We start from the raw sequence: 26916 nt of genomic DNA, 5'->3' as shown, positions 1-26916 counted from the left end.
GTCAGTCGCTGCCGTGCGCAGCCGTGATGATGCGGACGATGACGACCACCAGCCCCGCGACGAGCAGCAGGCCGACTGCCGACAGGTCCACTGATCCGCGCATGCCGGCTGAGCCCATGGCGCCCGCGAGGAGTCCCGCCACCACGGTGATCGCAGCGACGACAGCGACGCGACGCACCCACCGCAGCAGCAGGTCACGCGGCACGGGAGCCGCCTCGGGACCGTAGCCGGCCAGCGTCATAGCCGAGAACATCACGAGCATCGCAACGGCGGCCGGGACGCACCACGGCGTCTGCGACGGCGGGGCGGCGCTGAACCACGCCGCCGCCGACAAGGTGAGCGCACCCGCCATACCGGGGCCCCATTGCTGAACACCCACGCACGCCACCGCCAGCACGGTGAAGAACACGGCGAAACCTCCGGCGTGTCCCGCCACGACTGCACATGCGCACACGGCCAGGACCATCGCCGCTGCGACGAGGTAGCAGTATCGGCGATCGCGATGCACCCGGTATGGCCGATGGCGTCGCGACAGCGCAGCGGCGAACCAGGTCGGTATCGTGCGCACGAAGTTCATCGCAGGGCCTTCACGTTGCACGGTGGTCAGCTCAGGACCGGTCATCTGAGGTTTCCCGAGGATGCCGGGCGGCGGTTGAGGTCGCGCAACACCGTGTCGAGGCTGCCCGGGCCGTTCCACGCCGTCACGGTCACGCCGATCCTGCGGATGGCAGCGATCTCGACCGCACGCTGCTGCAGCCGGATACGCAGCGCAACATCGACCAAGGGCGTGTCGTCGTTGTCGATCCGGACGTCGGCGGGAAGGCAGTCGACCACCATGACCGTCAGCCCGCGCCGCGTCAACGCGGCTGCGGCCGCAAGCACCTGCTCGGACATCAGCGGCGAAATCAGGACCACCAGTGCGCCTGGCGACGTCCGCACCCGTCGGATCGACGAGAGCAGGTGGCGTTCACCGCCGGGGCGCACCGTGGACAAACTGGCGACCAGACGCTGCAGCTGCGTCCTACCGGGGCGGACCGGGACGTGAACCGCCGGATTGGAACCGATCACGTCGAGACCGACGCGCTCCCCTTGCGTGAGGAAGCAGCCGGCGACCGCTGCCGCCGCACGGACCCCCAGGTCGAGAGAGGTGCTGACGTCATCGACACCGCCGGAGACGCCCACCTCGGTCGATGCGTCCAGCATGATCGCGAGCTCGGCGTCCAATTCGGCGTAGGTGGTCCGCACGTGCAACTCGCCGCTGCGGGCGGAGACCGGCCAGTGGATCCGGCGCAGCCGGTCACCCTGTACGAACGGCCGTATGTCGGCGAACTCCGTGCCGTCGCCCCTGCGGCGTGACTGGTTGCGCCCGACCAGACCGACCGGGTGCGGCATCCCCGCACGGCTCTGGAAGGACACCGCCCGCGGGGTCACCCGGATCATCGCCGAACTGAATCTCACCGGCCCCCACCGGAAGGCCCCCCACGGCGACAGCAGACCGGCCCGGCAGGCACCGAAATCCGGGGTTCCCCAGCGGGCCGGCGTCCAGTGCAGCTGCGCGGTGGCCGTGTCGGAGGTGACCAGCTGCACGTCATGGCGACGCGGAGAGACCAGGATCGTCTCGACGGCACCGACCTCGGTGAGCAACTGCTCGGCTCCGGCCACCTCGCGGGCTTCGATCTGCAGCAGATGGGTGGTGCCCTCCTGCACGGTGACGTCGCTGAACCGGCGCAGGAGACGCGGACTGCTCGACGGCCGGGTGGCGAGCGACCAGGCGACCACGATGATGAACGGCGTCGCGAAGAGCGCCGCATCGAGCCGGCGGAAGAGGATCGCAACCAGCGACAGCACCGCCGCGGCGGTGAGACCGACGAGGAACGACGGCGTCGGTCGCCAACGCAGCCCAGCAGGCGGCTGACCGCTCACGCCGTGACAACCGGCGTCGGCACCGACTGCAGCACACCGTTGACGACCGAGGCGGGCGTGACATTCGACATCCACAGCTCGGGGCGCAGCGTCACCCGGTGTGCCAGCACCGGCACGGCGATCGCCTTGATGTCCTCAGGGAGCACATAGTCACGACCGCGGATCACCGCGTAGGCGCGACTGACGAGCATCAGTGCCAGCGACCCGCGCGGTGACGCACCGATGAGAGTCTGCGCGTGGTCCCGGGTGGCCGCGGCGAGTTGCACGCAGTACTGCGCCACCGTCGGCTCGACCATCACGGCTTCGACCGACGCCTGCATCGCCAACACCCCGGCTGCGTCCGTGACCGGATCCAGCTGGATCTCTTCGGCGCGGCGCGTCATACGTCGCTGCAGCACGTCGAACTCCTCGGCCTCGGTCGGGTAACCGAAGGTCACCCGGGTGAGGAACCGGTCGAGTTGGGCTTCCGGGAGGGGGTAGGTGCCTTCGTACTCGACCGGGTTCGCCGTCGCGAGGACGTGGAACGGTTGCGGCAGCGGGAAGGTGCGGCCCTCGATCGTGACCTGGCGTTCCTGCATGGCCTCCAGGAGCGCCGCCTGGGTCTTGGGAGGCGTGCGGTTGATCTCGTCCGCCAGCAGCAGGCCGGTGAAGATGGGGCCCTCACGGAACTCGAACTCGGCGTTGCGCTGGTCGAAGATGAACGATCCGGTGAGATCCGCCGGCAGCAGGTCGGGGGTGAACTGTGCGCGGCGGAAGTCCAGCCCGAGCGACTGCGCGAGGGACCGGGCGGCCAGCGTCTTGCCCAGCCCCGGGTTGTCCTCCAAGAGCACGTGGCCGCCGGCCAGCACGGTGGCGAGCACCACCTCGAGCGCATCACGCTTGCCGACCACCGCGGTCTCGACGTGGTCGAGGACGGTCGCGGCGAGTTCGGAGGTCTGGGGCACCGTCAGGGGCGGGGTTGCATCAGTGGTCACATGTCCTCGATTTCTCCGACGATGGTTCGTAGTTGCTGCTCGGTGAGGCGGGGTGGTGGATCGGCGGACAGGAAGGCTGCGACGGCCGGCGGAAGCGCGGGTGGCCGCGTCGCGCTGCCGGTCTCGAACGTCTCGGTGATGCGGCCGATGCCCATCGGCCCGGTTGACGGCGGTGGGGCCGCGGTCGGTAGGTCGGCCCGTCTGGCGGCCACCAGATCGGTGAGGATCTGCTGCAGCGCCTGCGGCGCCGCGTGCTCGCCGTCGGTGCCGACTGCCTGCGTGCAGGCCAGTCGAAGACGCCGCAGACGCACATCCGAGCGGCGAACCGATCGCCCGAGGCCGGTGATGTCGCCCCACGTGCCCGGGTCCCAGTCCGACTCCGCCGACTCCAACGCCCAGATGACAACGGCTGCGGCGATGACCGTAGCGGCCACTGCCAACCAGTGGGTGTGGATGTTGAGCGGTCCGGCGCCGAAATACGCCACGACGACCAGGACGGCGACCACCGCGAGGCGTTTAGTCCAACGGGATCGCAGGTCTGTTCGCGTGACCGGCTCGGGTTCGATGACATGGTCGGGCTCGCGTACGAACTGACTCATCTGTGGCACCTGCTCATCCGATCGGCTGCCGGTCCAGTGATGCACGGATTCGCTGCAGTGCCGCGATCGCACGGTCGCGGTGCGCCTCCTGCAACGGGTGATCGGAGAACCGCGCCTCGCCATACAACTCGGCGAGTTCCTGCAGGGCCGCGCGGTCGACGCTGAAGGCCTGGCAGATCAGCTCGGCGAGTTCGCCGGAGGTCTCCGCGGGGCGGCGTGGTACGCCGACCTCGGCAGCTGTCCTCTCGAACGCGACCCAGCAGGCGATGATGGCGTTGGTCGGGGTGCCGAGTCGCATCGCCTCGTGTTGCTGCTCGACGGTTTCGGCGAAGGTCGTCGATGGCGCCGCCACCTGCACCGCGATCGGGTCGAGGCGGCGCCGATCGCGCAGGTACTCCATCAACCAGCGCACTGCCGACACGACCAGGATCACCGCAAGGACGACGCCGACCAGCGCCACGATCGACGGTCCGATAAGGCTGTGATGTGAGTGCAGGGGCGCCTGCACCGGCGCGGAACTGCGCGAACCGACGGTCGTCGGACGAGGCGCATGGTGCGGGACACCCAGGTCGCCGATCGTCTCGCGGCCGGTCGTGTAGGCGAAGCCGGGCCGACGGGCGATGGAGAGGAACAACAGGGTTGCCACGGCGACGGCGGCTGTGCCCACCAACGGCCACGAGCGTGCGGCCGTCGTCTGTGATGTGTGGTGCCCCCCGAGCATGAGGACAATCTATGGCACAAAGATTGCCGCCGAGTCGGAAATCGGGTGCGCTTTCCGACTCGGTCGACATCACGACCCTGTCAATTGCGCGGAGGCGGTGGCGTCAGCGCAACGTCCGACACCTCGACCGCGTCCCCATCGACGTAGTGCGGATCGGCGGTGACCTTTCCGGCGGCGCGCAGGTCGGCCTCTGCCGACCGCAACAGCTGCTGTATGGCGGTGGGCGCCGCGATCGTCAGCGCCGTGACCTCGGCACGCATCCCGAGTTTGGCGTCGGACTTGGCCTTGCGAATGCCCGCGAGCGCGGCGCCCGCGGCGGCCAGGGTGCCGTCATCGGCGTCGGTGACACCGCACTCGGCGGCTTCCGGCCAGCTGCTGCGGTGCACCGAGCCGTCCTGCCACCAGGACCAGACTTCCTCGGTGGCGTAGGGCACGAACGGCGCGAGCAGGCGCAATTGCACCGAGAGAGCTATCCGCAGCGCGGCGCGCGCGCTGGCTGCCGCCTCCTCGCCGTGGCTACCGTAGGCGCGGTCCTTGACCAGCTCGATGTAGTCGTCGCAGAAGGTCCAGAAGAAGGACTCGGTCAGCTCGAGGCTGCGCGTGTAATCCCACGCCTCGTAGCTGCGCGTCGCATCGGTGACGACCTGCGCGAGAGCCGCCAGCATCGAACGGTCGAGCGGGTGGGTCACCAGCGCCGCAACCGCCGGTGCGTCACCCATCGTGAGCGCGAACTTGCTGGCGTTGAGCAGCTTCATCGCCAGACGACGGCCGACCTTCATCTGACCCTCGTCATACGCGGCGTCATTGCCGAGACGACCCGAGACGGCCCAGTAACGCACCGCGTCGGCGCCGTGCTGGCGCAGCACCTCCTCCGGTGTGACCGCGTTGCCCTTGGACTTGGACATCTTCTTGCGGTCGGGGTCGAGGATCCACCCGTTGATGCCGGCGCCGGTCCACGGCACACTGCCGTGCTCGAAGTGGCTGCGGACCACGGTCGAGAACAGCCAGGTGCGGATGATGTCGTGGCCCTGCGGTCGGTAGTCGAACGGGAAGATCTTGTCGAAGAGTTCGGCGTCGTTACGCCCACCGGCGTCGCTGGTGACCGACCAGCCACCGGCGATCTGCGGGGTCAGCGACGACGTCGCCCAAGTGTCCATGATGTCCGGGTCACCGACGAAACCCCCTGGCACGCCTCGCTGTTCGCCGGAGTAACCGGCAGGTATGTCGGTCTGCGGGTCGACCGGCAGGCTCGCCTCGGCCGCCAGGATCGGGCGGTCGTAGTCGGTCTCCCCGTCGGCGTCGACGGGATACCAGACCGGGAAGGGCACCCCGAAGAAGCGCTGGCGGCTGATCAGCCAGTCGCCGTTCAGCCCGTCGATCCAGTTGGTGTAGCGGCTGCGCATGAAACCGGGGTGGAAGTCGATCTCGCTGCCACGGGCGATCAGGGCTTCGCGCAGTTCCTTGCTGCGACCTCCGTTGCGGATGTACCACTGCCGGCTGGTCACGATCTCGAGCGGCTTGTCGCCCTTCTCGAAGAAGTTCGCCTTGCGCTGCGTCGCCTTGGGCTCACCGTCGAGATCGCCGGACTCACGCAGCGCATCGACGACGGCCACCCGTGCGGAGTGAACCGTCTTGCCGGCCAGACCTTCGGCATACAACTGCTCGCCGGGACCGCCCGCGATCCAGTCCGGCGTCTCGCCCTGCAACCGGCCGTTGCGGGTGATCACCGAACGGATCGGTAGTTGCAGCTCGCGCCACCAGATGACGTCGGTGAGATCGCCGAAGGTGCAGCACATCGCGATGCCCGCGCCCTTGTCGGGCTCGGCCGCGGGGTGCGCCAGCACCGGCACCTCGACGCCGAAAAGCGGTGAGGTCACTGTCTTTCCGAACAACGATGCATACCGCTCGTCGTCGGGGTGGGCGATGAGCGCCACGCATGCCGGGATGAGCTCAGGTCGGGTGGTCTCGATGAACAGCGGCGTCTCACCGTCGTGGAAGGCCACCCGGTGGAAGGCTCCGGGGTAGTCGCGTGCCTCGAGCTCGGCCTGCGCGACGGCCGACTGGAAGGTCACGTCCCAGAGGCCGGGGGCTTCGGCCTGGTAGGCCTCGCCGCGCTCGACATTGCGCAGGAACGCCTGCTGGGCAGCCGCGCGCGAACGGTCGTCGATGGTGCGATAGGTCTGCGACCAGTCCACCGACAGGCCGAGGCGGCGGAAGCAGGACTCGAAGGCTTTTTCGTCCTCGACCGTGAGCTCCTCACACAGCGGGATGAAGTTGGCGCGGCTGATCGGCACCTGGTCGGCGGCCTTGACCGACTTGCCCTCGGCGCCCTGCTGCGGAGGGGTGAAATCCGGGTCGTATGCTGCGGAGTGGTCGCCGCGGACGCCGTAGTAGTTCTGCACCCGACGCTCGGTGGGCAGGCCGTTGTCGTCCCACCCGAGCGGGTAGAACACCTCCTTGCCGCGCATGCGCTGGTAGCGCGCGATCGCGTCGGCCTGGCTGTAGCCGAAGACGTGACCCACGTGCAGCGACCCGCTCGCCGTCGGCGGGGGAGTGTCGATGGCGAAGACCTGCTCTCGCGGCAGCGACAGCGCGCGCTCGCGGTCGAAGGCGTAGGTGCCCTGCTCGCGCCATACGGCATCCCACTTGTCCTCCAGGCCGTCGACGGTCGGCTTGTCGGGGACGTCGGGCGTGCGCGGGCTGGCGGAGTCAGTCATGCCGCACATCGTCCCATTGGCCGGTGCCCGGTTTCGAATCGGTTTCCTCGTTGCCGGGTGCGCAGCCCTGCCGGATATTCGACGTGGGGGCGGTTATTGCTGCCGTGCGGTCGAATATGCGCGGGGAGCGCGTGAGGGTGATGAAAGAATAGTGGTATGCCGGAATCCATCGCGCTGCAGCCGTTCGTCGACGCCTACCCGCCGGACCCTGGCGTCCGCGTGCCAGGAGAGGCCTTCCTCGCGTATGGCGTGGCGCACTTCCCCGAAGCGTTGATCGAGCTGTGGCGCGCGCACGGTCTCGGGTTCTACGGCGATCAGCAGATCGCGCTCGTCGACCCCGGGGTCTGGACCGACAGCCTGCAGACCTGGCTGGGGACCGGCGTGACGAGCATCCCGTTCGCGGTGACGAGCTTCGGGCACATCTACCACTACGACCACGTCGACGGCGCCGATCGGATCCAGTGCCTCGATCCGCACTTCCAGAACAATGTGGTCATCCCCGGCGACATGACCGACTTCTTCAACCAGCACCTGCCCAGCCGCTCTTCGCATCTGGCCGACCTGCGGGCCCTGCGGCAGGGCGCTCGCGACGCGAGGGGTGCACTCGCTGCGGACGAGATCTACTTCTTCACGCCGATGCTCGCGCTCGGCGGTCAGGTGCGTCAGGAGAATCTGGACAAGGGCAACGGCCCGGTCCACCTCGACATCGTCCACCAGATGGTGCGCCAGCACGTCCATCAGCGGTAACCGCAGCACCCTCCGGCTCAGCTGCGCGCCTGCCCTGCCTGGTTGACCATCGGCAGCACCTGATCGGCATACACCTGCAGGGTGTGCTCCTTGTCGTCGTGCTGCAGGTAGACCGCGAACTGGTCGACGCCCAACGCGGCGAGTTCCTGCACTCGCCGGATGTGCTCCTCGGCAGGCCCGATGACGCAGAACCGGTCGACGATGTCGTCAGGAACGAACGCAGCGTGCGTGTTCCCCGCGCGGCCATGCTGGTTGTAGTCGTAGCCCTCGCGAGCCTTGATGTAGTCGGTCAATGCCGTTGGTACACCGGAACTTTCGCCATACCTGGTGACGATGTCGGCGACGTGGTTGCCCACCATTCCGCCGAACCAGCGGCACTGCTCGCGGGCGTGCACGAGCGCTTCGTCGCTGCCGTCGGTGACATAGGCCGGTGCCGCGACGCACATCGTGATCGAATCCGGATCACGCTTCGCGCGCTCGGCAGCGGATCGCACCGCACCGATCATCCACTGCGCGATCTGCGGGTCGCCCAATTGCAGGATGAATCCGTCGGCGACCTCACCGGCGAGCTGCAGGGCCTTGGGCCCGTATGCTGCAACCCACACCGGCAGCCGGGACCGGCCGGCCCACGGCAGCCGTAGCGAGGTGCCTTCGTGCTCGATCGCCTCACCACCGGCCAGCGCCTGTATGACGGTGACGGCCTCGCGCAGCGCCGCGAGGGTGGACGGGCGGCCGTTGGTGACACGCACTGCCGAGTCGCCGCGGCCGATGCCGCACACGGTGCGATTGCCGTACATCTCGTTGAGAGTGGCGAACAACGAGGCGGTCACTGTTGCGTCGCGGGTCGAGGGATTGGTGACCATCGGCCCGACGACGACATTGCGGGTGCGGTCCAGGATCTGACTGTAGATCGGGTAGGGATCCTGCCACAGGATGTGGCTGTCGAAGGTCCACACGTAGTCGAAACCGAGCCGGTCGGCCCGCTGGGCCAGATCGACCACGCGTGCCGACGGTGGGGTGGTCTGCAGAACGATGCCGAAATCCATCGTCACACCAGGTATTGCGACAGGTCGCGCTTGATGAACTTGCCGCGGCCCAGGGCTCCGGAGAAGTGCTCGTTCTCCAGGATCACCTCGCCGCGGGACAGGACGGTCTCCACCTTGCCGGTGAACTCCCATCCCTCGTAGACCGAGTAGTCGACGTTCATGTGGTGGGTCTGTGCCGAGACGATCTGGGTTGCTGCCGGGTCGTAGATGACGATGTCGGCATCCGAACCGGGAGCGATGACACCCTTCTTGGGGTACATGCCGAACATGCGCGCCGGCGTCGCCGCGGCGATCTCGACCCAGCGGGCGAGGCTGATCTCGCCCTTGGTGACGCCCATGTGCAACAGGTCCATCCGGTGTTCGACGCCGGGCAGGCCGTTCGGGATCGCCCGAAAGTCGTCGCGGCCCAGTTGCTTGTCGGGGGTGAAGCAGAACGGACAGTGGTCGGTGGCGACGACGGACAGGTCGTTGGTGCGGATGCCGCGCCACAGCTTCGCCTGCTCCTCCACCGGTCGGAGCGCAGGCGTGCAGACGTACTTCGCACCCTCGAAATCCGGCCTGGCCAGATCGGATTCGTCGAGAAAGAGGTACTGCGGGCAGGTCTCGCCGAAGACGTTGCGGCCTTCGTCGCGGGCCTTGGCGACGACGTCGACGGCGTCACCGCTGCTGAGGTGCACGAAGTACAACGGGGCCCCGGTGACGTCGGCCATCTGGGTGGCCCGGTTGACGGCTTCGGCCTCGAGGGCGATCGGCCGGGTCAGGCCGTGGTACTTCGGCTCGGTGTGGCCGTCGGCCACCGCCCGGCTGACGATCTGGTCGATGGCGGCGCCGTTCTCGGCGTGCATCATGATCGTCGCGCCGTTGTCGGCCGCACGGAACATCGCCTGGATGATCTGGTCGTCGGTGGACAGGAAGACGCCGGGGTAGGCCATGAACAACTTGAAGCTCGAAACCCCTTGGTCGACAAGGACATCCATCTCCTTCAACGACGTCTCGTTGACGTCGGCGAGGATGGCGTGGAAGCCGTAGTCGATGCTGGCGCGACCCTCCGCCTTGGCATGCCAGGTGTCGACGGCCTCCTGCAGTGAGCCGCCCTTCTTCTGCACCGCGAAGTCGACGATGGTGGTGGTGCCACCCCATGCGGCGGCGCGGGTGCCGGTCTCGAAGTCGTCCACGCTGAACGTGCCGCCGAAGGGCATGTCCATGTGCGTGTGCACGTCGATGCCGCCGGGCAGCACGTACTTGCCGGTCGCGTCGATGCGACGGTCTGCCTGGACATCGAGCGCGTCAGCGGCGCCGGGCGCCAGCACCGCCGTCACAATCTCGCCGTCGATGAGCACGTCGGCCGGCGCAGCACCCTGCGGGGACACGACCTGCCCGCCGAAGATGAGGGTCGTCATACAGTCGCTCCTTGCGTGTCAGTGGTCATGCCAGTGCTCGGATCGTCATACCGGACAGGCACTTTGGTGGATTTCATCAGGACGGTGTAGATGATGGCTGCGGACGCGAGCCCGACCAGCCAGCCGTAGTCGGCGAGGGGTTGCAGGAACGGGATGATGCCGCCGGTGGGGAACGGTCCCGACGACCCGGCAGCGGTGTAGGACCCGCCGGCCGCCAGCACGGCCGCGACGACGAAGGCCACGATCGCCCGCCAGTTCCAACCACCGGCGTACCAGTAGAGCCCGCGGCCGCGGACGTACAGATCGCGCACGACCAGGTGCCGGCCCCGCACGAACCAGTAGTCGGCGACCAGGATTCCGGCGACCGGTCCGAGGATCGCGCCGACGAAGCCGAGCCACGTGTAGATGTAGACATGCGGGTTGGAGACGAGCTCCCACGGGAAGATCAGCACCGACAGCACGCAGGTGATGAGCGCACCGCGGCGGAAGTTGATGACCTTGGGCGCTGCGTTGGCGAAGTCGTAGGACGGGCTGACGAGGTTCGCGGCGATGTTCACCGACAACGTCGCGATCATCACGATCGCGAGCGCGAACAGCACGCCGATGACGTTGTTGATCTTGGCGGCCAGCTGGATCGGGTCCCAGATCGGGTCCTTGGAGGGGTAGACCTTCTGCGCCGCCGATGTCGCCAGCACCGACATGAACGCGAACAGCGTCATCGTCGTCGGCAGCCCCAGGGACTGGCCGACCATCTGCTTGCGCTGCGATCCGCCGAACCGGGTGAAGTCGGAGATGTTCAGTGACAGCGTCGCCCAGAACGCGATCATCGCCATCAGTTGCGGGCCGAAGGCCGTCCAGAATGCGTGACCGTGCAGAGTGCCCGGTTGCGACAGGGCGTCACCGACACCGCCGGCCTTGATGCACAGGTAGACCAGCAGGGCGGCAGCGCCGATGAGCACGACCGGCGCCGCCCAGTTCTCGAAGTGTCGCAGGGTGTCGATGCCGCGCACGATGATTGCGATCTCCAGCAACCAGAACACCACGAAGCTGAGCCACTGGGTCCACGGGTAGCCGTCGACCATCGACGCGGTCTGCCAGCCGTGTCCGAAGACCCGGCCGGCCAGGAAGAAGATGCCCTCGCCGCCGATCCAGGTCTGTATGCCGAACCAGCACGTGGCCACCAGTGCCCGGATGAGTGCAGGGATGTTGGCGCCCAGCACCCCGAACGACGCGCGCGCGAGGACCGGGAACGGTATGCCGTACTTCGTCCCGCCGTGGCCGTTGAGCAGAATCGGCACGAGCACGATCAGGTTGGCCAGCAGGACGATGAGAACCGCCTGACGCCAACTCATTCCGAGCACGATCATGCCGGAGGCGAGCGTCCACGACGGGATGCAGTGGGACATGCCGATCCACAACGCCGTGTAGTTGTACGTCGACCAGTTCCGCCGCGGCAGCGGCACCGGGTCGAGGTCGCGGTTGGCGTACGGACTGTCGGTGAGGACTGCGGTGTCCTCAAGGGTCACGCGTCCGTCGGGATGCTCCAACTGGCCCTGCACGGGCTCGCTCCGCAGCGCGGTCATCGCCGGGACACCGTCACTTGTCCGTCAGGATCGTGTAGGTGTCCGGGCGGCGATCCCGGTAGAACGCCCACTGCGCGCGGACCTCGCGGATCACATCAAGGTCGAGATCGCGCAGGACGAGTTCCTCCTGCGTGTCCGAGGCGACGTCACCGACATACTTGCCTCGAGGGTCGACGAAGTACGACGTGCCGTAGAAGTCGTTGTCGCCGAGATCGGCCTCGACACCGACCCGGTTGAGTGCGCCGACGTAGTACATGTTCGCCACCGACGCGGCGACCTGCTCGACCTCCCAGATGTACTTCGACAGGCCACGAGAGGTGGCGCTGGGGTTGAACACCAGTTCGGCGCCGGCCAGACCGAGGCCTCGCCAGCCCTCGGGGAAGTGCCGGTCGTAACAGATGTAGACGCCGACCTTGCCGACCGCGGTCTCGAAGACCGGCCAGCCGTCGTTGACGCCGGGCCGGAAGTAGAACTTCTCCCAGAATCCCTTGACCTGCGGGATGTGGGTCTTGCGGTACTTGCCCAGGTAGGTGCCGTCGGCGTCGATGACCGCCGCCGTGTTGAACATCACGCCCGGCTGCACTTCTTCGTACACCGGGAGCACGAGCACCTGGCCGGTCTCCTTGGCGATCGAGGAGAAGCGCTGCACGATCGGGCCGTCCGGCACCGCCTCGGCCCAGTCGTACCACTCGCTGTCTTGCACCTGGGCGAAGAACGGGCCCATGAACAACTCCTGGAAACACAGGACCTGGTTGCCCTGCTTGGCCGCGTCGTGCGCGATCTGCTCGTGTGCATCCAGTTGTGCGGCCTTGCTGCCGCGCCAGTGGGTTTGGAAAAGGCCTGCCTTGATGACGGTCATGGACGAGGGCTCCTTCACGATGCTGTCTCGGGGAGCACCTCACGGTAGCGGCGCCGACGGCCCGGCGACAGGGTTTCGCGGCAACGGATTTCACCGCATCCACCTGCCACCGGGCGCCGTCGGTCAGCTGGTGTGATGCACCTCCTGCAGGCGGTACACCGGCGTCGGGATGCCTTCGTACCTCGCCTTGAGCTGCAGCGCGAGGTACAGCGAATAGTGGCGTGACTGGTGCAGATTGCCGCCGTGGAACCACAACGCCTGCTGCTGGGTGGGCTTCCACATGTTGCGCTGCTCGCCCTCCCACGGGCCGGGATCCTTGGTGGTGTCCGAGCCCAGACCCCACACCTTTCCGACCTTGTCAGCGGTTGCCTGGTCGATGATGTCGGCGACCCAGCCGTTCATCGAGCCGTAGCCGGTGGCGTAGACGACCAGGTCGGCGGGCAGTTCGGTGCCGTCGTCCAGTACGACGCAGTCGCGGGTGAGGTGGTCGACCTGGCCGTGGGCGAGTTTGACCTTGCCGTCGCACACCAGTTCGGCGGCACCGACGTCGATGTAATAGCCGGACCCGCGGCGCAAGTACTTCATGAACAGCCCGGAGCCATCGTCGCCCCAATCATGTTGGAAGCCAACGGCTTCCAGGCGATCGTAGAAGTCCTGGTCGCGCTCCCTCATCTGCTTGTAGAGCGGGATCTGGAACTCGTGCATGATCCGGTAGGGCAGCGAGGCGAAGATCATGTCCGCCTTGTCGGTCGTGACACCGGCCGCCAGCGCGCGCTCGGAGTACAGATCGCCCAGTCCGATGTCCATCAGCGATGCCGACTTCACGATGTGGGTGGAGGAGCGCTGCACCATCGTCACGTCGGCGCCGTTCTCCCACAGCGCCCCGCAGATGTCGTGCGCCGAGTTGTTGGAGCCGATGACGACGACGCGTTTGCCGGCATACGCCTCGGGTCCTGGGTGCTGCGAGGAGTGCTGCTGCTCGCCGGCGAAGACGTCCATGCCAGGGAAGTTCGGCAGGTTCGGCTTGCCGGACATCCCGGTCGCGAACACCAGGTGTGTGGGGCGCAGCACCAGGTGCTCGCCGTCGCGGTCGACGACGACCTCCCATTTTTCGGAGGCCGTGTCGTATGCCGCAGAGCGCACCTCGGTCTTGGGCCAGTAGGGCACCTCCATGACCTTGGTGTACATCTCCAGCCAGTCGCCGACCTTGTCCTTGGGTGCGAAGACCGGCCAGTTCGCCGGGAACTGCAGGTAGGGCAGGTGGTCGTACCAGACCGGGTCGTGCAGGCACAGGCTCTTGTACCTGCTGCGCCACTGGTCGCCGGGTCGGTCGTGCTTGTCGAGCACCAGGTGCGGCACCCCGAGCTGCCGCAGCCGCGCGCCGAGCGCGATACCGCCCTGGCCGCCGCCGATGACCACCACATACGGCTGCTGCTCGCGGCCCAGGCTCGCTTCCTCCTGCTGCCGGCGTTCCAGCCACGACTTCCGGCCCGGCGAGAGGGTGTGTTCGACGCCTTGCGGGCGGCGTTCGCGCAGACTCTCCTCGTGACCCTTCAGTTCGCGCAGGCTGGTCAGCAAGGTCCAGCCGCGCAGCTGCCCGTCGTCGTCGCGCTTCAGTCGCAGGTGTCCTTTGCCCCGGCCGACGGCCGTCTCGAAAGAGATCCACCCCTCGACGACACCCTCGGCCTCGGTCACCGGTTCGGTGAAGGTCAGCGCGTTCGGCTGAGCGGTGTCGAGAGTGGCCTCGAGCAGGTCGGCGATGCCGTCCTTTCCTTCGGCGGTCGTGATGTTCCAGGTGAGCGAGACGAGGTCACGCCAGAAGCTCTGTGTCCCGAAGAGCTCCACAGCGGCAGGCACGTCGCGCGCCTGCAGCGCCGCATCGAGAGCCGCGAGCCACGCCGCTGCCGGTTGTCGGCTGTCAGTGGGGGAGCCTGCGACGGTTCCGGTGTCAGTAGCGGCGTCGGGTTCCAGGGTCTGGGTCATGGCTGGCCTTTCGTGCGGAAATTGTGACCCACAGCACACCTCGCGGTTAGGCTCGACGGAAGCGTTGCACGAGGTTGCAACCCTCAGGAGATGTCCCGTGAAGAGCTACGCCGCCGTGACCGCCGGCACCGACCTGGGCCGCTACGCCCATGACCTGGTGGCGATGCACGACGCGCTCATCGGCGGCAGTCGACCCGCGATGCGGCCACGACCATTGGTGGCCCGGTCGTGGCAGCGCGCGATGAGTCGTGGTCTGGTGCCCGATCGCACAGGTGCGCGAGACCCGGTGGGCGTCCAAGAGTTGGAGCGTCGGCGTCGGGAGTCGCAGCTGCGGTTGGTGATCGACGATCTGGAGCGCGTCGTGTCGTCGGTGGCCGACGCGTCGCACTTCCTCATGGTGGTGACCGACGGCGACGGCGTGATCCTCTGGCGCAAGGGGGCGCCGGCAGTGCGTCGCCGGGCGGACGGTCTCGGCTTCGCCGACGGGGCGGTGTGGACCGAGAGCACGGTCGGCACCAATGCGATCGGCACCGCACTGGCCGAGGCCTCGCCCGTGCAGCTGTTCTCCGGCGAGCACTTCGAGCAGGCTCAACACCCTTGGTATTGCACGGCTTTCCCGATCCACGACCCACGCACCGGTGATCTGATCGGCATCATCGACATCAGTGGCCCGGCTCTCACGCTGCACCCGGCGATCGGTGCGCTGGTCGAGACTGCCGTGCTGCTCGCGGAGTCACTGCTGCTGCGGCGTCACCAGGAGGCGCTGGAGCGACTGCGGCGCACCGCCGATCCGGTCATCGCCGCGGCGGGCGGTCCGGCGCTGGTCGTCGACGACGCAGGGTGGGTTGCTCACAGCAGGGGCGTCGGGGTGCGTGACCGCATCACCAGACCGACCGCCGACCGTCCGCTGGTGGTCCCCGGGCTGGGCCTGTGCCTGCCCGAACGCCTCGACCACGGCTGGTTGGTGCGACCCTCGGGCAACGACCGTGCTGTGCGGGCACGTCTGGAACTCGGCGCCGACTCGACCATCGAAGTCACCTGCGACGGCCAGCCGTGGCGAATCGCCTTGTCGCCCAGGCGTGCTCAGATCGTGGCCGTCTTGGCTGCGGCAGGTCCGGGCGGCATGTCGGCTGCCCAGCTGTCGGAGGCGCTGTTCGGTGACGCCGAGCACTCGGTGGCCGCGCGTGCCGAGGTTTCGCGGATGCGGCGCTCCCTCGGCGCGATCGTCGCCGGCAGCCCCTACCGGATCGCCGAAGGTGTGTTGCTGACGGTCGTGACGCCGCAGGAGCAAGACGGTGCAGCCACCGGCAAAACCGGATTGGCCGCGGACGCCCGCGGTTCGTAGACTGGGTGCAACAGCGATCGAGCCGTCATCAGCGGCGAGCTTCCGGAAGAACGAGCCTGCGTCATACGTGAGCTTCAGTAGAACCGGACGGGACGAGCCCGTGACAGCTCACGAATGAGCGGTCACGCGCCGCGGGGTGACCCGCGACGTGCGGCAAGCGAGGTGGCACCGCGGTGTCGGCCGGCGACGTATGCCGGGCGCGTCGTCCTCGTGGCCGACACGAACGACGCGCGAAAGTGACTGCGAGCCATGGGCTACCCCAAGGTCGACCTGACATCCGACAACCCCTCCGGTGTGCCGTCGTCCGCCGACTTCCCGGCAGTCGAGCAGGCGGTGCTGAAGTACTGGGACGCCGACGGCACCTTCCGCGCCTCCGTCGAGCAGCGTGACGCCGGCGCCGATGGCAGCAACGAGTTCGTGTTCTACGACGGTCCGCCGTTCGCCAACGGGCTGCCGCACTACGGCCATCTGCTCACCGGTTATGTCAAAGACCTCATCCCGCGCTACCAGACGATGCGCGGCAAGCGCGTCGAGCGCCGCTTCGGGTGGGACACCCACGGTCTGCCCGCCGAGCTCGAGGCCATGAAGCAGCTCGGCCTGAAGACCAAGGACGAGATCCTGCAGATGGGCGTCGACACGTTCAACGACGCCGCCCGGGCCTCTGTGCTGCGCTACACCAAGGAGTGGGAGGCGTACGTCAACCGGATGGGTCGTTGGGTCGACTTCGACAACGACTACAAGACGCTCGAGCCGGACTACATGGAGTCGGTGCTGTGGGTCTTCAAGCAGCTGTTCGACAAGGGCCTGATCTACGAGGGCTTCCGCGTGCTGCCCTACTGCTGGAACGACGAGACACCGCTGTCCAACCACGAGCTGCGTATGGACGAGGATGTCTACCAGATGCGGCAGGACCCAGCAGTCACCGTCGGATTGCGTTTGGAGACAGGCGAACTCGCCCTCATCTGGACCACCACGCCGTGGACCCTCCCGTCGAACCTCGCGATCATGGTGCGCCCCGACATCGACTACGTCGTCGTCGAGAGCGATGTGCCGACCGGATCCACCGAGCGGTATGTCATCGCCGAGGCGCGGGTTGCGGCATACAGCCGGGAGCTCTTCGGCGACGCCAAGGCCGACTGGAGCCGGCACGTGGTGCAGCGGCTGACCGGCGCCGACCTGCTCGGCCGGCACTACACCCCGCCGTTCCGTTACTACGCCGACCACGATGACGCCTTCCGCGTCGTCGAGGCCGACTTCGTCACCACCACCGACGGCACCGGGCTGGTGCACAGCGCCGGCGCCTTCGGTGAGGAGGACATGGTCGTCACCGACCGCGAAGGTATGACGCCGGTGATCCCGGTCGGGCCGGACGGCCGATTCACCTTCCCGGTGAACGACTACGAGGGCATGCTGGTCTTCGACGCGAACCCGCACATCATCGACCACCTCAAGGCGGCCACGCGCGGCGAGCACGATGCCAGCGGTCAGGTGTCGCTCGGCACGGTGCTGCTGAAGCGCGAGACCTATGCGCACTCCTACCCGCACTGCTGGCGCTGCCGGAACCCGCTGATCTACATGGCGGTTTCGTCGTGGTTCGTGAGCGTGACGAAGTTCAAGGAGCGCATGCTCGCCAACAACCAGGACATCAACTGGGTCCCCGGCAACGTGCGCGACGGGCAGTTCGGCAAGTGGCTGGAGAACGCCCGCGACTGGTCGATCTCACGAAACCGCTTCTGGGGCAGCCCGATACCGGTGTGGAAGTCGGACAACCCGCAGTATCCGCGCGTCGACGTCTACGGGTCCTTCGACGAGCTCGAGCGCGACTTCGGCGTGCGCGTGACCGACCTGCACCGCCCCGGCATCGACCAGCTGACGCGGCCGAATCCCGATGATCCGAGCGGCAATTCGACGATGCGCCGCGTCGAGGACGTGCTCGACGTGTGGTTCGACTCTGGGTCGATGCCGTACGGCCAGGTGCATTACCCGTTCGAGAACGCCGACTGGTTCGAGCACCACTATCCGGCGGATTTCGTCGTCGAATACATCGGTCAGACCCGTGGGTGGTTCTACACGCTGCACATCCTGGCGTCGGCGCTGTTCGACCGGCCGGCGTTCAAGAACGTCATCTGCCACGGCATCGTGCTCGGCAACGACGGCTTGAAGGCAAGCAAGTCGTTGGGTAACTACCCGGATGTCTCGGAGGTCTTCGACCGTGACGGTGCCGACGCGATGCGCTGGTTCCTCATGAGCAGCCCGATCCTGCGCGGCGGCAACCTGATCGTCACCGAGCAGGGGATCCGCGACGGCGTCCGTCAGGTGCTGATGCCGTTGTGGTCCAGCTGGTACTTCTTCAGTCTCTATGCGAATGCCGCTGGGGTCGAAGCGAACTGGTCGACAGCGAGCGAGGACGTGCTCGACCGCTACCTGCTGGCCAAGTTGCGCGAACTGGTTGCCTCTGTGCAGACCAGCCTCGACGCCTTCGCGGTGGCCGAGGCCTGCGATGCGGTGCAGAACTTCCTGGAGGTGCTGACCAACTGGTATATCCGTCGTTCCCGGGAGCGCTTCTGGTCCACCGGGCAGGATGTCGACCACGATGCGTTCAACACGCTCTACACGGCGCTCGAGGTCGTCACCCGGGTGGCGGCTCCGCTGCTGCCCTTCACCTCCGAGCAGATCTGGCGCGGTCTGACCGGTGGCCGGTCGGTGCACCTGACCGACTACCCGGAGGCCGCCGACCTGCCGCGGGACGACGAGCTCATCGCCGCAATGGACCGCGCCCGGGCGGTGTGTTCGACGGCATTGTCGGTGCGCAAGGCCGAACAGTTGCGGGTCCGCCTGCCACTGGCTCAGTTGACCGTGGTCAGCGCGAATCCGGAGGCGCTGCAACGCTTCTCAGCGTTGATATCGGACGAGGTCAATGTGCGGTCGGTGCACCTGGTCGATGTCACGGACGCGGGCGAGAGCGACTTCGGAGTGAGCCAGCGCCTGTCGGTGAACGCTCGGGCCGCCGGTCCGCGGCTCGGCAAGGACGTGCAACTGGCCATCAAGGGCAGCAAGTCCGGTGACTGGTCGGTCGGCGATGACGGCACCGTGACCAGCGGCGGACTCACCCTGCAGGAGGGAGAGTTCACCCTGGAGACGGTCGTGGCGCAGGACGGCCCGCCCGGCCAGGTGCCGGCGATGCTGCCGGGCGGCGGATTCGTCGTGCTCGACACCCACGTCACCGACGAACTGCGCGCCGAGGGCCTCGCCCGTGACGTCATCCGCGCAGTGCAGCAGGCGCGACGTGACGCCGACCTCGATGTCAGCGACCGGATCAGCCTGAGCGTGGTCGGCGACGACGAGGTGTGGCAGGCGACAGTCGCCCATCAGAACCTCATCATGGGCGAGACCCTTGCGGTGCAATTCGGTGCGGCCGGCGCCGGTCACGAGCTGCCGGGCGGCACGTCGGTCGACCTGGGCAGTGGCAAGACCGTGACCGTTCGAATCGACCGCGTCGCCTCCGACGGGGTGGCCACGCGATGAGGGTCCGGGACGGGGTCTCGCTGCGCGCGGCCACCGGCGAGGACCTGCAGGGGGTCGTCGCCGTCGGTCATCGCACGTGGCCTGCGACTTACATCCCGATCGCCGGAAAAGACTACGTCGCAATGGGTTTGGCCAAGTGGTGGACCGCTGACGCGACGATCCCCGCGATCCGTGCGGGCCGGGTGACGGTGGCCGAGATCGGCGACGAGATCGTCGGCATGACGTCCGTCGGCCCGCTCGACGGGCATCTGGTGCTGTGGAAGCTGTACGTCGTGCCCGAACTGCAGGGCTCGGGTGTCGGCGGGATGCTGCTGCGCGCCGCGATCGCTCGGGCGACCGCCGACGAGTATGACGAACTCCGCTTGTCCTATCTCGACGGCAACGACGGTGCGCGAGGGTTCTACGAGCACCACGGGTTCGAGGTGTTCGACCGCGACGAGGGCGGCGAGATCCCCGACTCGATCTGGATGCGATTGCAACTGAAAGGCAGCACCGATGGCTAGTGGACGACCCGACGCGGCGCAGGTCGAGGCCGAGCGCAAGCTCGAGACCCGCCGACGGCTGCGCGAGATCAACGAGCAGATCCTGGCCCGCACCCCCGAGAGCTCGCCCGAGCCATCCCTGGAACGCGTGCGCCAGATCATGGAACTGCTGGGTGACCCGCAGCGCTCGTTCCCGGTGATCCACCTCACCGGCACCAACGGCAAGACGACCACGACGCGGGTGGTCGAGCGCATCCTGCGCGAGATGGGCTTGTCGACCGGACGGTTCACCTCCCCGCACCTGCACGATCTGCGCGAGCGAATCGCGTTTAACGGCAATCCGATCGACGCCGAGCGATTCATCAGCACATATGACGACGTCTTGCCCTACGTGCAGATCGTCGATGACCGCGCGGTCGCCGAGGGCGATCCCCGCACCACGTATTTCGAGATGATGGTGGTGCTGGCCTACGCAGCCTTTGCGGACGCGCCGGTCGACGTCGCGGTCGTCGAGGTCGGCCTCGGCGGGCTCTGGGACGCCACCAATGTCGCCGACGGCCAGGTCGCGGTCATCACGCCGGTGTCCCTGGACCACACGAGACTGCTCGGCTCGACCGTCGAGGAGATCACGATGGAGAAGCGCGGCATCATCAAGGACGACGCCATCGTCATCGTCGGGCGCCAGGACCCGTCGGTCGACGAACTCATCGCTGAGCGTGCCGCCGAGGTTGCCGCGACGGCGCGCCGCGAGGACATCGACTTCGAGGTCGTGGCTCGTGACCAGGCGGTCGGTGGGCAGCAGTTGGACGTCCGGGGGTTGGCTGCGACATACAGCGAGTTGTTCGTCCCGCTGTTCGGCGAGCACCAGGCGCACAACGTCGCGACCGCGATCGCCGCGGTCGAGGCCTTCGTCGGAGGTGGTGAGCAGCCGCTCGACATCGAGATGCTGCGTGCCGGTCTGGCCGGTGTCACCTCACCCGGGCGGTTGGAGATCGTTCGCCGGTCGCCCACGGTGCTGGTCGACGCGGCCCACAACGCGGCCGGAGTGCGTGCGTTGCGTGACGCCATGGAGGACTCGTTCAACTTCAGCAAGCTGGTTGGTGTGCTCGCGATCTTCGCCGACAAGGATGCCGAGGACATGCTGACCACCTTGGAGCCGGTGCTGGATGAGGTTGTGATCACTCGCAATTCGTCCCATCGCAGCACCGAGCCAGCCGTGCTCGGCGCGCTCGCGGTCGACATCTTCGGTGAGGACCGCGTCAGCATCGAGCCCGATCTGGCCGACGCCATCGACCGCGCCGCCGAACTCGCCGACGAGGGCGGGGTGGCCGGCGGGGTGCTCGCGACCGGATCGATCGTCACCGCCGCCGATGTGCGCGCCCTGCTCGGCCTGCGGGAGACGGACACGTGATCGGCACCCTTCTCGTGCACGGCGTCGGCGAACGTATGACGCGCCGGTTCGCCGGCATCGTCGTCGGGTCGCAGACGCTGGTGGTCTTCTTCGGCGCCCTCGTCGCCTACGCCATCGGCAAGTCGCAGGGCAACACCGACCACACCGCATATCTGTTCGTCGGCATCGCACTGGCACTGGTCTGCCTGGTCGCAGCCGGCAACCTGCGCCGGCCGTGGGGGGTGACGGTGGGCTGGATCGTGCAGATCCTGACCATCGCCTCGTCCGTCGTCGTGCCGATGATGCTCATCGTCGGCGTGATGTTCCTCGCGCTGTGGATTCTCGCGCTGTCACAAGGCCGCAAGATGGACCGCCTGACCCGCACCTACCTTCGGGACCACCCGTGACCTGGGCAGAATCACTCGTGCTGGGCATCGTGCAGGGGCTGACGGAGTTTCTGCCGATCTCGTCATCGGCCCACCAGTTGATCGTGGCGCGTCTGTTCTGGAACAACGACGGGGGCGGGGCGGCCTTCACCGCCGTGAGCCAGCTCGGCACCGAAGCCGCCGTGCTGGTCTACTTCCGAAACGACATCGTGCGGATCGTCCGCCGGTGGCTGGGCTCGGTGCGCGGCAGCGTGCCACGCAGTGACCCGGACGCCCGGATGGGATGGCTGGTGATCGTGGGCACGATCCCGATCGCCGTCCTCGGTGTGGCACTGAAGGGCGTGATCGAAGGACCGCTGCGCAATCTGTGGGTGACCGCATCGATGCTGGTGGCCTTCGCGATCGTCCTGGCGATCGCCGACGCCACGGCCAGCCAGCGCAAAGAACTCGGCGACCTGTCCAAGCGGGACGGGCTGTTGTTCGGCCTGTGGCAGGCGCTGGCGCTGATCCCCGGGGTGTCACGCTCCGGCGGGACGATCTCCGGTGGCCTGCTCATGGGCTACACCCGCGCGTCGGCCGCGCGGTATTCCTTCCTGCTGGCGGTGCCGGCGGTGCTGGCTTCCGGGTTGTTCGAACTGGGGGACGTCGGTGGCACCAGCGCCGACGGCTGGGCGCACATCGCGCTCGCCACGGTGATCGCCTTCGCCATCGGGTATGCCGTCATCGCGTGGCTGATGCGCTACATCTCCTCGCACAGCTTCCGGCCGTTCGTGTATTACCGCCTCGGGCTTGCGGCCTTCCTGTTCGGGATGCTGCTGACCGACAAGATCGCGGCCTGAGTCGGCAGGTTAGGCTCCGGCACGTGACTGCTTCGCTCGAACGCACCCTCGTCATCGTCAAACCCGACGGCTACGCCCGCGGACTCACCGGAGAGGTGCTGCGCCGCATCGAGGCCAAGGGCTACACCCTCGCCGCGCTGCACGTAACCACGCCGGATCGTGAACGGCTCGCCCAGCACTATGCCGAGCACGAGGGCAAGCCGTTCTACGAGCCGCTCGTCGACTTCATGGCCAGCGGGCCGGCAACCTTCGTCATCGTCGAGGGCCACCGGGCGATCGAAGGCTTCCGCGCGCTTGCGGGAGCGACCGACCCGACCGCTGCGCTGCCGGGCACGATCCGTGGTGACCTCGGTCGCGACTGGGGCCTGAAGGTGCAGCAGAACATCGTGCACGGCTCCGACTCCACCGAGTCGGCCGAACGTGAGATCGGCATCTGGTTTCCGGACGAGGTCAGCGCGCTGCGCTGACCTGGTCACTCTCGCTGAGCCGGCTTTCCTCGCCGAAGCTGGCTCAGCGCAGGGCGTCGTCGAGGCCGGCGATCCCCAGTTCCAGCAGCGCGGCGAGATTTTCCCGCTGGTCCTCGGGCACATGTGACAGCACATCGGATTCGACGACGTCAGACTCACGGATCACCTGCTGGAACATCTCCCAGCCGGGCTCGGTGAGACTGACGAGGATCCGGGTGCGGTTGGCCGGGTCCTGCTCGCGTTTGATCAATCCGCGTTCGCTCATCCGGTCGAGCCGGTGGGTCATCGACGATGGCGCGATCGCTGCCGACACCGCCAGTTGCGACGGAGTCGAGGTGTGGTCCTCCGCCACCGTCGCCAGATGTGAGATGACCGCCCACTCGCCCGCGGACAGGCCGATCGAGGCGAGTTGCTTGGTGTACCACTGCGACAGCCGCCGGTGAAGGCCGTGGACCGCGGTGACGACGCGCTGCACCTGCTCGTTGCCGCCCGCGGCGACATACGCGGCGACCTCGGCGGCATGACGCTGGCGCTCGGTGGTCGGTGAGGTGCCGATGGCGCGTGTCATGGAGCGTCAGTCTGCCAGGAGGTTCGACGACAGCTGACATCGCGTGGGGACTGGTCGAGGACGATGGCGGGCCCCAGGCGCCGGACGCGTTCACCCAGATGCCCTCAGAGACCGCCGCTCCGGTCGACGGGCAGATCTGGGATCTGCTGCGCACTCAGAGCCAACGGCGCAAGCGCGTGCACCAAAACTTTCAATTCGGTCGACCGACCAAGTAACATTTTTAGTTCAGCTTTCAATTTAATTGGCTGAAAATACCCTGAGAATGTGGAGTTCCGACCTGTTTTCCCTACCCACGCGAGTATCTGTGGTGTTAGCTTTCCCGTGTTGGGAGACTCGGGGTTCATTCGGGACAACGTGAACTGGGGAAAATCATGGAATTGTCGCAATTTGAGGACGCCTACTACGCCTTGCTCATGCGCAGCTGGACGAGCGAGGACTACGTCATGGAGTTGATGTCGGATCCGGCACCTGCCCTGCGTGAAGTGGGTCTGGACGTGCCTGACGGCGTCACGGTCGCGGTTCGCCGCAAGACCGAGGGCGAGGGCAGCATCGAGGAGCAGTACAAGCTGTGGACCGACGGCATTGCTGCCGGCTCCATCACGCTCGTCGTGCCGGAGGCTCCGCCGGTGAACATCGGAGAGGTCTCGGACGCCGAACTCAGCGCGATGGCCGGCGGCACCGACTACTGCTGCTGTCCGTGCTGCACCTGCACGGCGTGAGCGTCACCAGATAGTTCACCGGAGCCGGGCCGCCGCGACGGTGACGTTACGGCGGCCCGTTGTCTTCTGCCACCGCTCCTCGACTAATTCAAACTTGGAGTAAATCGGAAATGAATAACTCGGGTCGTGTGATTCCGGCCGGGGCAATCATCATATTCATGGTGATTTATCTCGCTGCCCTCGGCTGGCTGGCAATCCTTCATCAATGGACTGCATTCATCATCGTCGCAGTCATCTGCGCGCCCATTTCAAGCATCCTGTGGGCTATTCGGTCGAAGCAGGCTCGCACCTGATTCCACCGCCCACCATGTCGTAAGGGGGGAGCGTGACCGGTGTCGGTCTGAGTCGGCCGAAGTCCCGCACCGTCGGTGAGGGTCACAGTGGTTCGTTGCCGAACCGGCCTCGGCTTCGGGCGGATCTCGATGTCATCTGTGACGGCGACAGTCGGCACATCTTCGCAGCCGACGATCGACTGTTCTATCTCGAGGACGCACACCTGGCGCTCGTGCTGCCGTTGCTGGACGGCACGCGTGCCACCCCGCAGATCCACCGTGAACTCGGTGGCACGCTCGGCTTCGTGCAGTTGTTCGGGCTGCTGTCCCGGTTGCACGCCCTCGACGCCTTGCGCGACGGGCCGGTCGATGCTGGCGATCGAGCCGGCTGGGCGATTCGCGATGCCCTCGGCATACCGGCCGTCGCTCGGCGGCCGTTGGACGTGTTGCCGATCGGGCTCGGCGACCGGCTGCGTGACCTGGTCGTCACGGCGGTTGCGGGCACTCGCCCCGATGCCGAGGTCCACGATCAACTGCCTGCAGTCCTCGATGCGGACCGTGATCTGCTCGTCGTGGTGAGTGACGTCCTCACGCCGGAACTCGAACAGGTCAATCGGGCCTGTCTGGCCGCCGGCGTCACCTGGATCCTGCTCAAGCCGACGACTACCCAGGTGTGGGTCGGGCCGTTGGTGGTGCCGGGCAGTTCTGCCTGCTGGCGGTGCCTGGCTCACCGCGTGGCCGGTCACCGCACTCTTGACCGGTATGTCGCAATGGTCACCGATCGCAACGACCCGGTTGGAGTGCAGGAGGCGGGCACGGCGAGCACGGTGGGTTCGGCACTGCATCTTGCGCTGACGATGCTGGACAAGAACGAGAGTGACCTCGTCGTCTCGTTGAACCTTGCCACCTTCGAGACAGAACGTCACATCCTCAGCCGTCGGCCGGAATGCCCGTCATGCGGACATGGTGTGCGGATCGAGTCCGACACCCTCGTGTCGCGACCGAAGAGGCGAAACAAGCAGGGCGAGATAGAGCGGAGGATCCGCGATTCCGAGGAACTGCTCGCCGATCTCGAGCCGCACATCAGCCCGATCACCGGAGTCGTGACCGTTCTGTCGAGCGTGGACACCCAGTCCGAGCTGTTCTACGGATACGCGGCCGGGCATGACTTTGCCATCTCGCGCACGCGCTTCGACGTGCTCGCACGCACACTGCGCGGCAGCCTCAGCGGTGGCAAGGGGCGAACCGAGAGCAGCGCCCGTTTGAGCGCGATCTGCGAGGCCGTCGAGCGCGGTGTCACTGTTCATCGCGGCGATGAGCAGGAGTTCGTTGCAGCGTTGTCGCAACTGGAACCTGGACGGGCTCTCGACGTCGACACCCTCTTCGGGTTCTCCGAGATGCAGTATCGCGGCCGCGAGGACTTCAACGCCGGCACCCAGAGCCGCTACGAGTTCGTGCCGACCCGGTTCGATCCGCAGCGGCCGATCAGTTGGACCACGGTGCACGGGCTCGGCTCCACTGCAGGCGAGCAGCGGCTGATTCCGTCGGCATACTGCTATTACGGGCACCCGGACATGTATCGCTGGTGGTTCTGTGTCGCCGACTCCAACGGCACTGCCGCAGGGGGCTGCCTGGAGGAAGCGGTTGTGCGCGGCTTCTGCGAGCTTGTCGAACGCGACAGCGTGGCGCTGTGGTGGTACAACCGCATCCAGCGGCCGGCGGTCGACCTCGATGTGCTCGAGGATCCGTATCTGGACGCAACGCGGGAGGCCTACGCCCGACTCGGCCGCGACATCTGGGCGATCGATCTCACGACCGACAGTCGAATCCCTTGTTACGCAGTGCTGTCGGCGAAGTCGGATGCTGACCCGCAGGACATCATCGTCGGGTTCGGGAGTGACCTGGACCCGATGGCGGCCTTCGGGTCGGCTGTCGACGAACTCAACCAGTTCCTGCCGACGGTTCTGCCCGACCCGTCCCGCGGACCAGGGGAGTACTGGTCCGCCGACCAGGAGGCGGTGCGGTGGTATCGCACGGCGACCCTGCAGAACCAGCCGTACCTGCTGCCCGGACCCCAGCCACGCACCGACCTGCGAACTGTGCAGTCGTGGGTGACCGACGACGTGTTGGCCGATGTCGAAGCGTGCTGCTCGGCGGCCGAGCGAATGGGCACCCAGCTGTACTTCAAGGATCTGAGCCGGCCCGAGGTGCCGTTGAGCGTTGCACGTGTGGTCGCGCCCGGGCTGCGGCACTTCTGGCGCCGTCTGGGACCGGGTCGTCTGTACGACGCACCGGTGCGGCTGGGCTGGTTGCCGGAACCGTTGCCAGAGGCCGACCTCAATCCGACGACGGTCTTCTTCTAGGCGGCGCG

Annotated in this window: 24 protein-coding genes; 12 read left to right on the top strand and 12 right to left on the bottom strand. The window is 67.1% G+C overall.

Translation table 11 applies throughout. From position 1 onward, the window contains the following. Position 1 precedes the first annotated feature (1 nt). From BKA23_RS11115 to valS, 6 genes are all read right to left on the bottom strand, one after another. The gene (locus BKA23_RS11115) at positions 2-622 is read right to left on the bottom strand and encodes a hypothetical protein (protein ID WP_145227990.1); all 621 of its coding nucleotides are present in this window, start codon (positions 620-622) and stop codon (positions 2-4) included. Then, on the bottom strand, positions 619-1923 hold the full coding sequence (locus BKA23_RS11110) for a DUF58 domain-containing protein (RefSeq protein ID WP_145227988.1): 1305 nt from the start codon (positions 1921-1923) through the stop codon (positions 619-621). Before BKA23_RS11110 ends, BKA23_RS11115 begins: the two co-directional genes overlap by 4 nt. Continuing rightward, positions 1920-2897 (bottom strand): AAA family ATPase, encoded by a 978-nt coding sequence (locus BKA23_RS11105; protein ID WP_145227985.1) that lies wholly within the window; start codon positions 2895-2897, stop codon positions 1920-1922. Before BKA23_RS11105 ends, BKA23_RS11110 begins: the two co-directional genes overlap by 4 nt. Continuing rightward, positions 2894-3496, bottom strand: coding sequence for a hypothetical protein (locus BKA23_RS11100; protein WP_145227983.1), 603 nt, complete (start codon positions 3494-3496; stop codon positions 2894-2896). Before BKA23_RS11100 ends, BKA23_RS11105 begins: the two co-directional genes overlap by 4 nt. Before the next feature lie 13 nt (positions 3497-3509). Then, positions 3510-4217, bottom strand: a complete 708-nt coding sequence (locus BKA23_RS11095; protein WP_145227981.1) for a DUF4129 domain-containing protein — start codon at positions 4215-4217, stop codon at positions 3510-3512. Between the two features lie 80 nt (positions 4218-4297). Continuing rightward, positions 4298-6934 (bottom strand): valine--tRNA ligase, encoded by a 2637-nt coding sequence (gene valS / locus BKA23_RS11090; protein WP_145227979.1) that lies wholly within the window; start codon positions 6932-6934, stop codon positions 4298-4300. Between the two features lie 156 nt (positions 6935-7090). Here valS and BKA23_RS11085 point away from each other — a divergent pair, with 156 nt between their 5' ends. Further along, a complete protein-coding gene (locus BKA23_RS11085) occupies positions 7091-7681 on the top strand; it encodes a T6SS immunity protein Tdi1 domain-containing protein (protein WP_145227977.1) in 591 nt (196 codons plus the stop codon). A gap of 17 nt (positions 7682-7698) precedes the next feature. On the opposite strand, the gene BKA23_RS11080 is transcribed toward BKA23_RS11085, so the two are convergent. From BKA23_RS11080 to BKA23_RS11060, 5 genes are all read right to left on the bottom strand, one after another. Then, entirely contained in the window at positions 7699-8727 is a 1029-nt protein-coding gene (locus BKA23_RS11080) for a TIGR03842 family LLM class F420-dependent oxidoreductase (RefSeq protein ID WP_145228487.1), read from the bottom strand. 2 nt (positions 8728-8729) lie between these two features. Next, positions 8730-10127: a dihydropyrimidinase gene (hydA, locus tag BKA23_RS11075; protein ID WP_145227975.1), complete on the bottom strand. Its 1398-nt coding sequence runs from the start codon at positions 10125-10127 to the stop codon at positions 8730-8732. Next, on the bottom strand, positions 10124-11710 hold the full coding sequence (locus BKA23_RS11070; protein WP_145227973.1) for an NCS1 family nucleobase:cation symporter-1: 1587 nt from the start codon (positions 11708-11710) through the stop codon (positions 10124-10126). Before BKA23_RS11070 ends, hydA begins: the two co-directional genes overlap by 4 nt. Positions 11711-11723: 13 nt before the next feature. After that, the gene (locus tag BKA23_RS11065; RefSeq protein WP_145227971.1) at positions 11724-12569 is read right to left on the bottom strand and encodes a nitrilase-related carbon-nitrogen hydrolase; all 846 of its coding nucleotides are present in this window, start codon (positions 12567-12569) and stop codon (positions 11724-11726) included. Positions 12570-12692: 123 nt separating this feature from the next. Further along, on the bottom strand, positions 12693-14552 hold the full coding sequence (locus tag BKA23_RS11060) for a flavin-containing monooxygenase (RefSeq protein WP_145227970.1): 1860 nt from the start codon (positions 14550-14552) through the stop codon (positions 12693-12695). Between the two features lie 97 nt (positions 14553-14649). Between BKA23_RS11060 and BKA23_RS11055 the strand changes: the two genes are divergently transcribed. The 7 genes from BKA23_RS11055 (at position 14650) to ndk (ending at position 22986) form a co-directional block, all read left to right on the top strand. Beyond that, positions 14650-15897 (top strand): sigma-54-dependent transcriptional regulator family protein, encoded by a 1248-nt coding sequence (locus BKA23_RS11055; RefSeq protein WP_145227969.1) that lies wholly within the window; start codon positions 14650-14652, stop codon positions 15895-15897. A 249-nt stretch (positions 15898-16146) separates the two neighbouring features. Beyond that, complete coding sequence (gene ileS, locus BKA23_RS11050; RefSeq protein ID WP_145227968.1) at positions 16147-19422, top strand: isoleucine--tRNA ligase; 3276 nt, start codon at positions 16147-16149, stop codon at positions 19420-19422. Further along, positions 19419-19925, top strand: coding sequence for a GNAT family N-acetyltransferase (locus BKA23_RS11045; protein WP_145227967.1), 507 nt, complete (start codon positions 19419-19421; stop codon positions 19923-19925). Before ileS ends, BKA23_RS11045 begins: the two co-directional genes overlap by 4 nt. After that, on the top strand, positions 19918-21315 hold the full coding sequence (locus BKA23_RS11040) for a bifunctional folylpolyglutamate synthase/dihydrofolate synthase (RefSeq protein ID WP_145227966.1): 1398 nt from the start codon (positions 19918-19920) through the stop codon (positions 21313-21315). The genes BKA23_RS11045 and BKA23_RS11040 overlap by 8 nt, the downstream gene beginning before the upstream one ends. After that, complete coding sequence (locus BKA23_RS11035) at positions 21312-21701, top strand: DUF4233 domain-containing protein (RefSeq protein WP_145227964.1); 390 nt, start codon at positions 21312-21314, stop codon at positions 21699-21701. Before BKA23_RS11040 ends, BKA23_RS11035 begins: the two co-directional genes overlap by 4 nt. Beyond that, a complete protein-coding gene (locus BKA23_RS11030; RefSeq protein WP_145227962.1) occupies positions 21698-22519 on the top strand; it encodes an undecaprenyl-diphosphate phosphatase in 822 nt (273 codons plus the stop codon). Before BKA23_RS11035 ends, BKA23_RS11030 begins: the two co-directional genes overlap by 4 nt. A 23-nt stretch (positions 22520-22542) precedes the next feature. Continuing rightward, complete coding sequence (gene ndk / locus BKA23_RS11025) at positions 22543-22986, top strand: nucleoside-diphosphate kinase (RefSeq protein ID WP_145227960.1); 444 nt, start codon at positions 22543-22545, stop codon at positions 22984-22986. A gap of 43 nt (positions 22987-23029) precedes the next feature. Here the strand turns inward: ndk and BKA23_RS11020 are convergent, their stop codons facing one another. After that, positions 23030-23554, bottom strand: a complete 525-nt coding sequence (locus BKA23_RS11020) for a MarR family winged helix-turn-helix transcriptional regulator (RefSeq protein WP_145227958.1) — start codon at positions 23552-23554, stop codon at positions 23030-23032. Here BKA23_RS11020 and BKA23_RS11015 point away from each other — a divergent pair. From BKA23_RS11015 to BKA23_RS11005, 4 genes are all read left to right on the top strand, one after another. After that, positions 23548-23769 (top strand): hypothetical protein, encoded by a 222-nt coding sequence (locus BKA23_RS11015; protein ID WP_145227956.1) that lies wholly within the window; start codon positions 23548-23550, stop codon positions 23767-23769. The genes BKA23_RS11020 and BKA23_RS11015 overlap by 7 nt on opposite strands. Positions 23770-23931: 162 nt before the next feature. Further along, positions 23932-24273: a hypothetical protein gene (locus BKA23_RS11010; RefSeq protein WP_145227954.1), complete on the top strand. Its 342-nt coding sequence runs from the start codon at positions 23932-23934 to the stop codon at positions 24271-24273. A gap of 158 nt (positions 24274-24431) precedes the next feature. After that, on the top strand, positions 24432-24566 hold the full coding sequence (locus tag BKA23_RS18140) for a hypothetical protein (RefSeq protein WP_281287550.1): 135 nt from the start codon (positions 24432-24434) through the stop codon (positions 24564-24566). Positions 24567-24598: 32 nt separating this feature from the next. Beyond that, complete coding sequence (locus tag BKA23_RS11005; RefSeq protein ID WP_145227952.1) at positions 24599-26908, top strand: TOMM precursor leader peptide-binding protein; 2310 nt, start codon at positions 24599-24601, stop codon at positions 26906-26908. Positions 26909-26916 lie beyond the last annotated feature (8 nt).

The organism is Rudaeicoccus suwonensis (assembly GCF_007829035.1).
In the GTDB taxonomy this organism is placed as follows: domain Bacteria; phylum Actinomycetota; class Actinomycetes; order Actinomycetales; family Dermatophilaceae; genus Rudaeicoccus; species Rudaeicoccus suwonensis.
The sequence above is the reverse complement of the archived record's forward strand: the minus strand, read 5'-3'. Positions and strand labels throughout refer to the sequence as shown.

Bases quoted from the DNA above. Each gene is read 5' to 3' on its own strand.
- valS (WP_145227979.1), bottom strand. From the start codon at position 6,934: ATGACTGACTCCGCCAGCCCGCGCACGCCCGACGTCCCCGACAAGCCG.
- BKA23_RS11040 (WP_145227966.1), top strand. From the start codon at position 19,918: ATGGCTAGTGGACGACCCGACGCGGCGCAGGTCGAGGCCGAGCGCAAG.
- BKA23_RS11020 (WP_145227958.1), bottom strand. From the start codon at position 23,554: ATGACACGCGCCATCGGCACCTCACCGACCACCGAGCGCCAGCGTCAT.
- BKA23_RS11115 (WP_145227990.1), bottom strand. From the start codon at position 622: ATGACCGGTCCTGAGCTGACCACCGTGCAACGTGAAGGCCCTGCGATG.
- BKA23_RS11070 (WP_145227973.1), bottom strand. From the start codon at position 11,710: ATGACCGCGCTGCGGAGCGAGCCCGTGCAGGGCCAGTTGGAGCATCCC.
- BKA23_RS11100 (WP_145227983.1), bottom strand. From the start codon at position 3,496: ATGAGTCAGTTCGTACGCGAGCCCGACCATGTCATCGAACCCGAGCCG.
- ileS (WP_145227968.1), top strand. From the start codon at position 16,147: ATGGGCTACCCCAAGGTCGACCTGACATCCGACAACCCCTCCGGTGTG.
- hydA (WP_145227975.1), bottom strand. From the start codon at position 10,127: ATGACGACCCTCATCTTCGGCGGGCAGGTCGTGTCCCCGCAGGGTGCT.
- BKA23_RS11065 (WP_145227971.1), bottom strand. From the start codon at position 12,569: ATGACCGTCATCAAGGCAGGCCTTTTCCAAACCCACTGGCGCGGCAGC.
- BKA23_RS11085 (WP_145227977.1), top strand. From the start codon at position 7,091: ATGCCGGAATCCATCGCGCTGCAGCCGTTCGTCGACGCCTACCCGCCG.
- BKA23_RS11045 (WP_145227967.1), top strand. From the start codon at position 19,419: ATGAGGGTCCGGGACGGGGTCTCGCTGCGCGCGGCCACCGGCGAGGAC.
- BKA23_RS11060 (WP_145227970.1), bottom strand. From the start codon at position 14,552: ATGACCCAGACCCTGGAACCCGACGCCGCTACTGACACCGGAACCGTC.
- BKA23_RS11080 (WP_145228487.1), bottom strand. From the start codon at position 8,727: ATGGATTTCGGCATCGTTCTGCAGACCACCCCACCGTCGGCACGCGTG.
- BKA23_RS18140 (WP_281287550.1), top strand. From the start codon at position 24,432: ATGGTGATTTATCTCGCTGCCCTCGGCTGGCTGGCAATCCTTCATCAA.
- BKA23_RS11095 (WP_145227981.1), bottom strand. From the start codon at position 4,217: ATGCTCGGGGGGCACCACACATCACAGACGACGGCCGCACGCTCGTGG.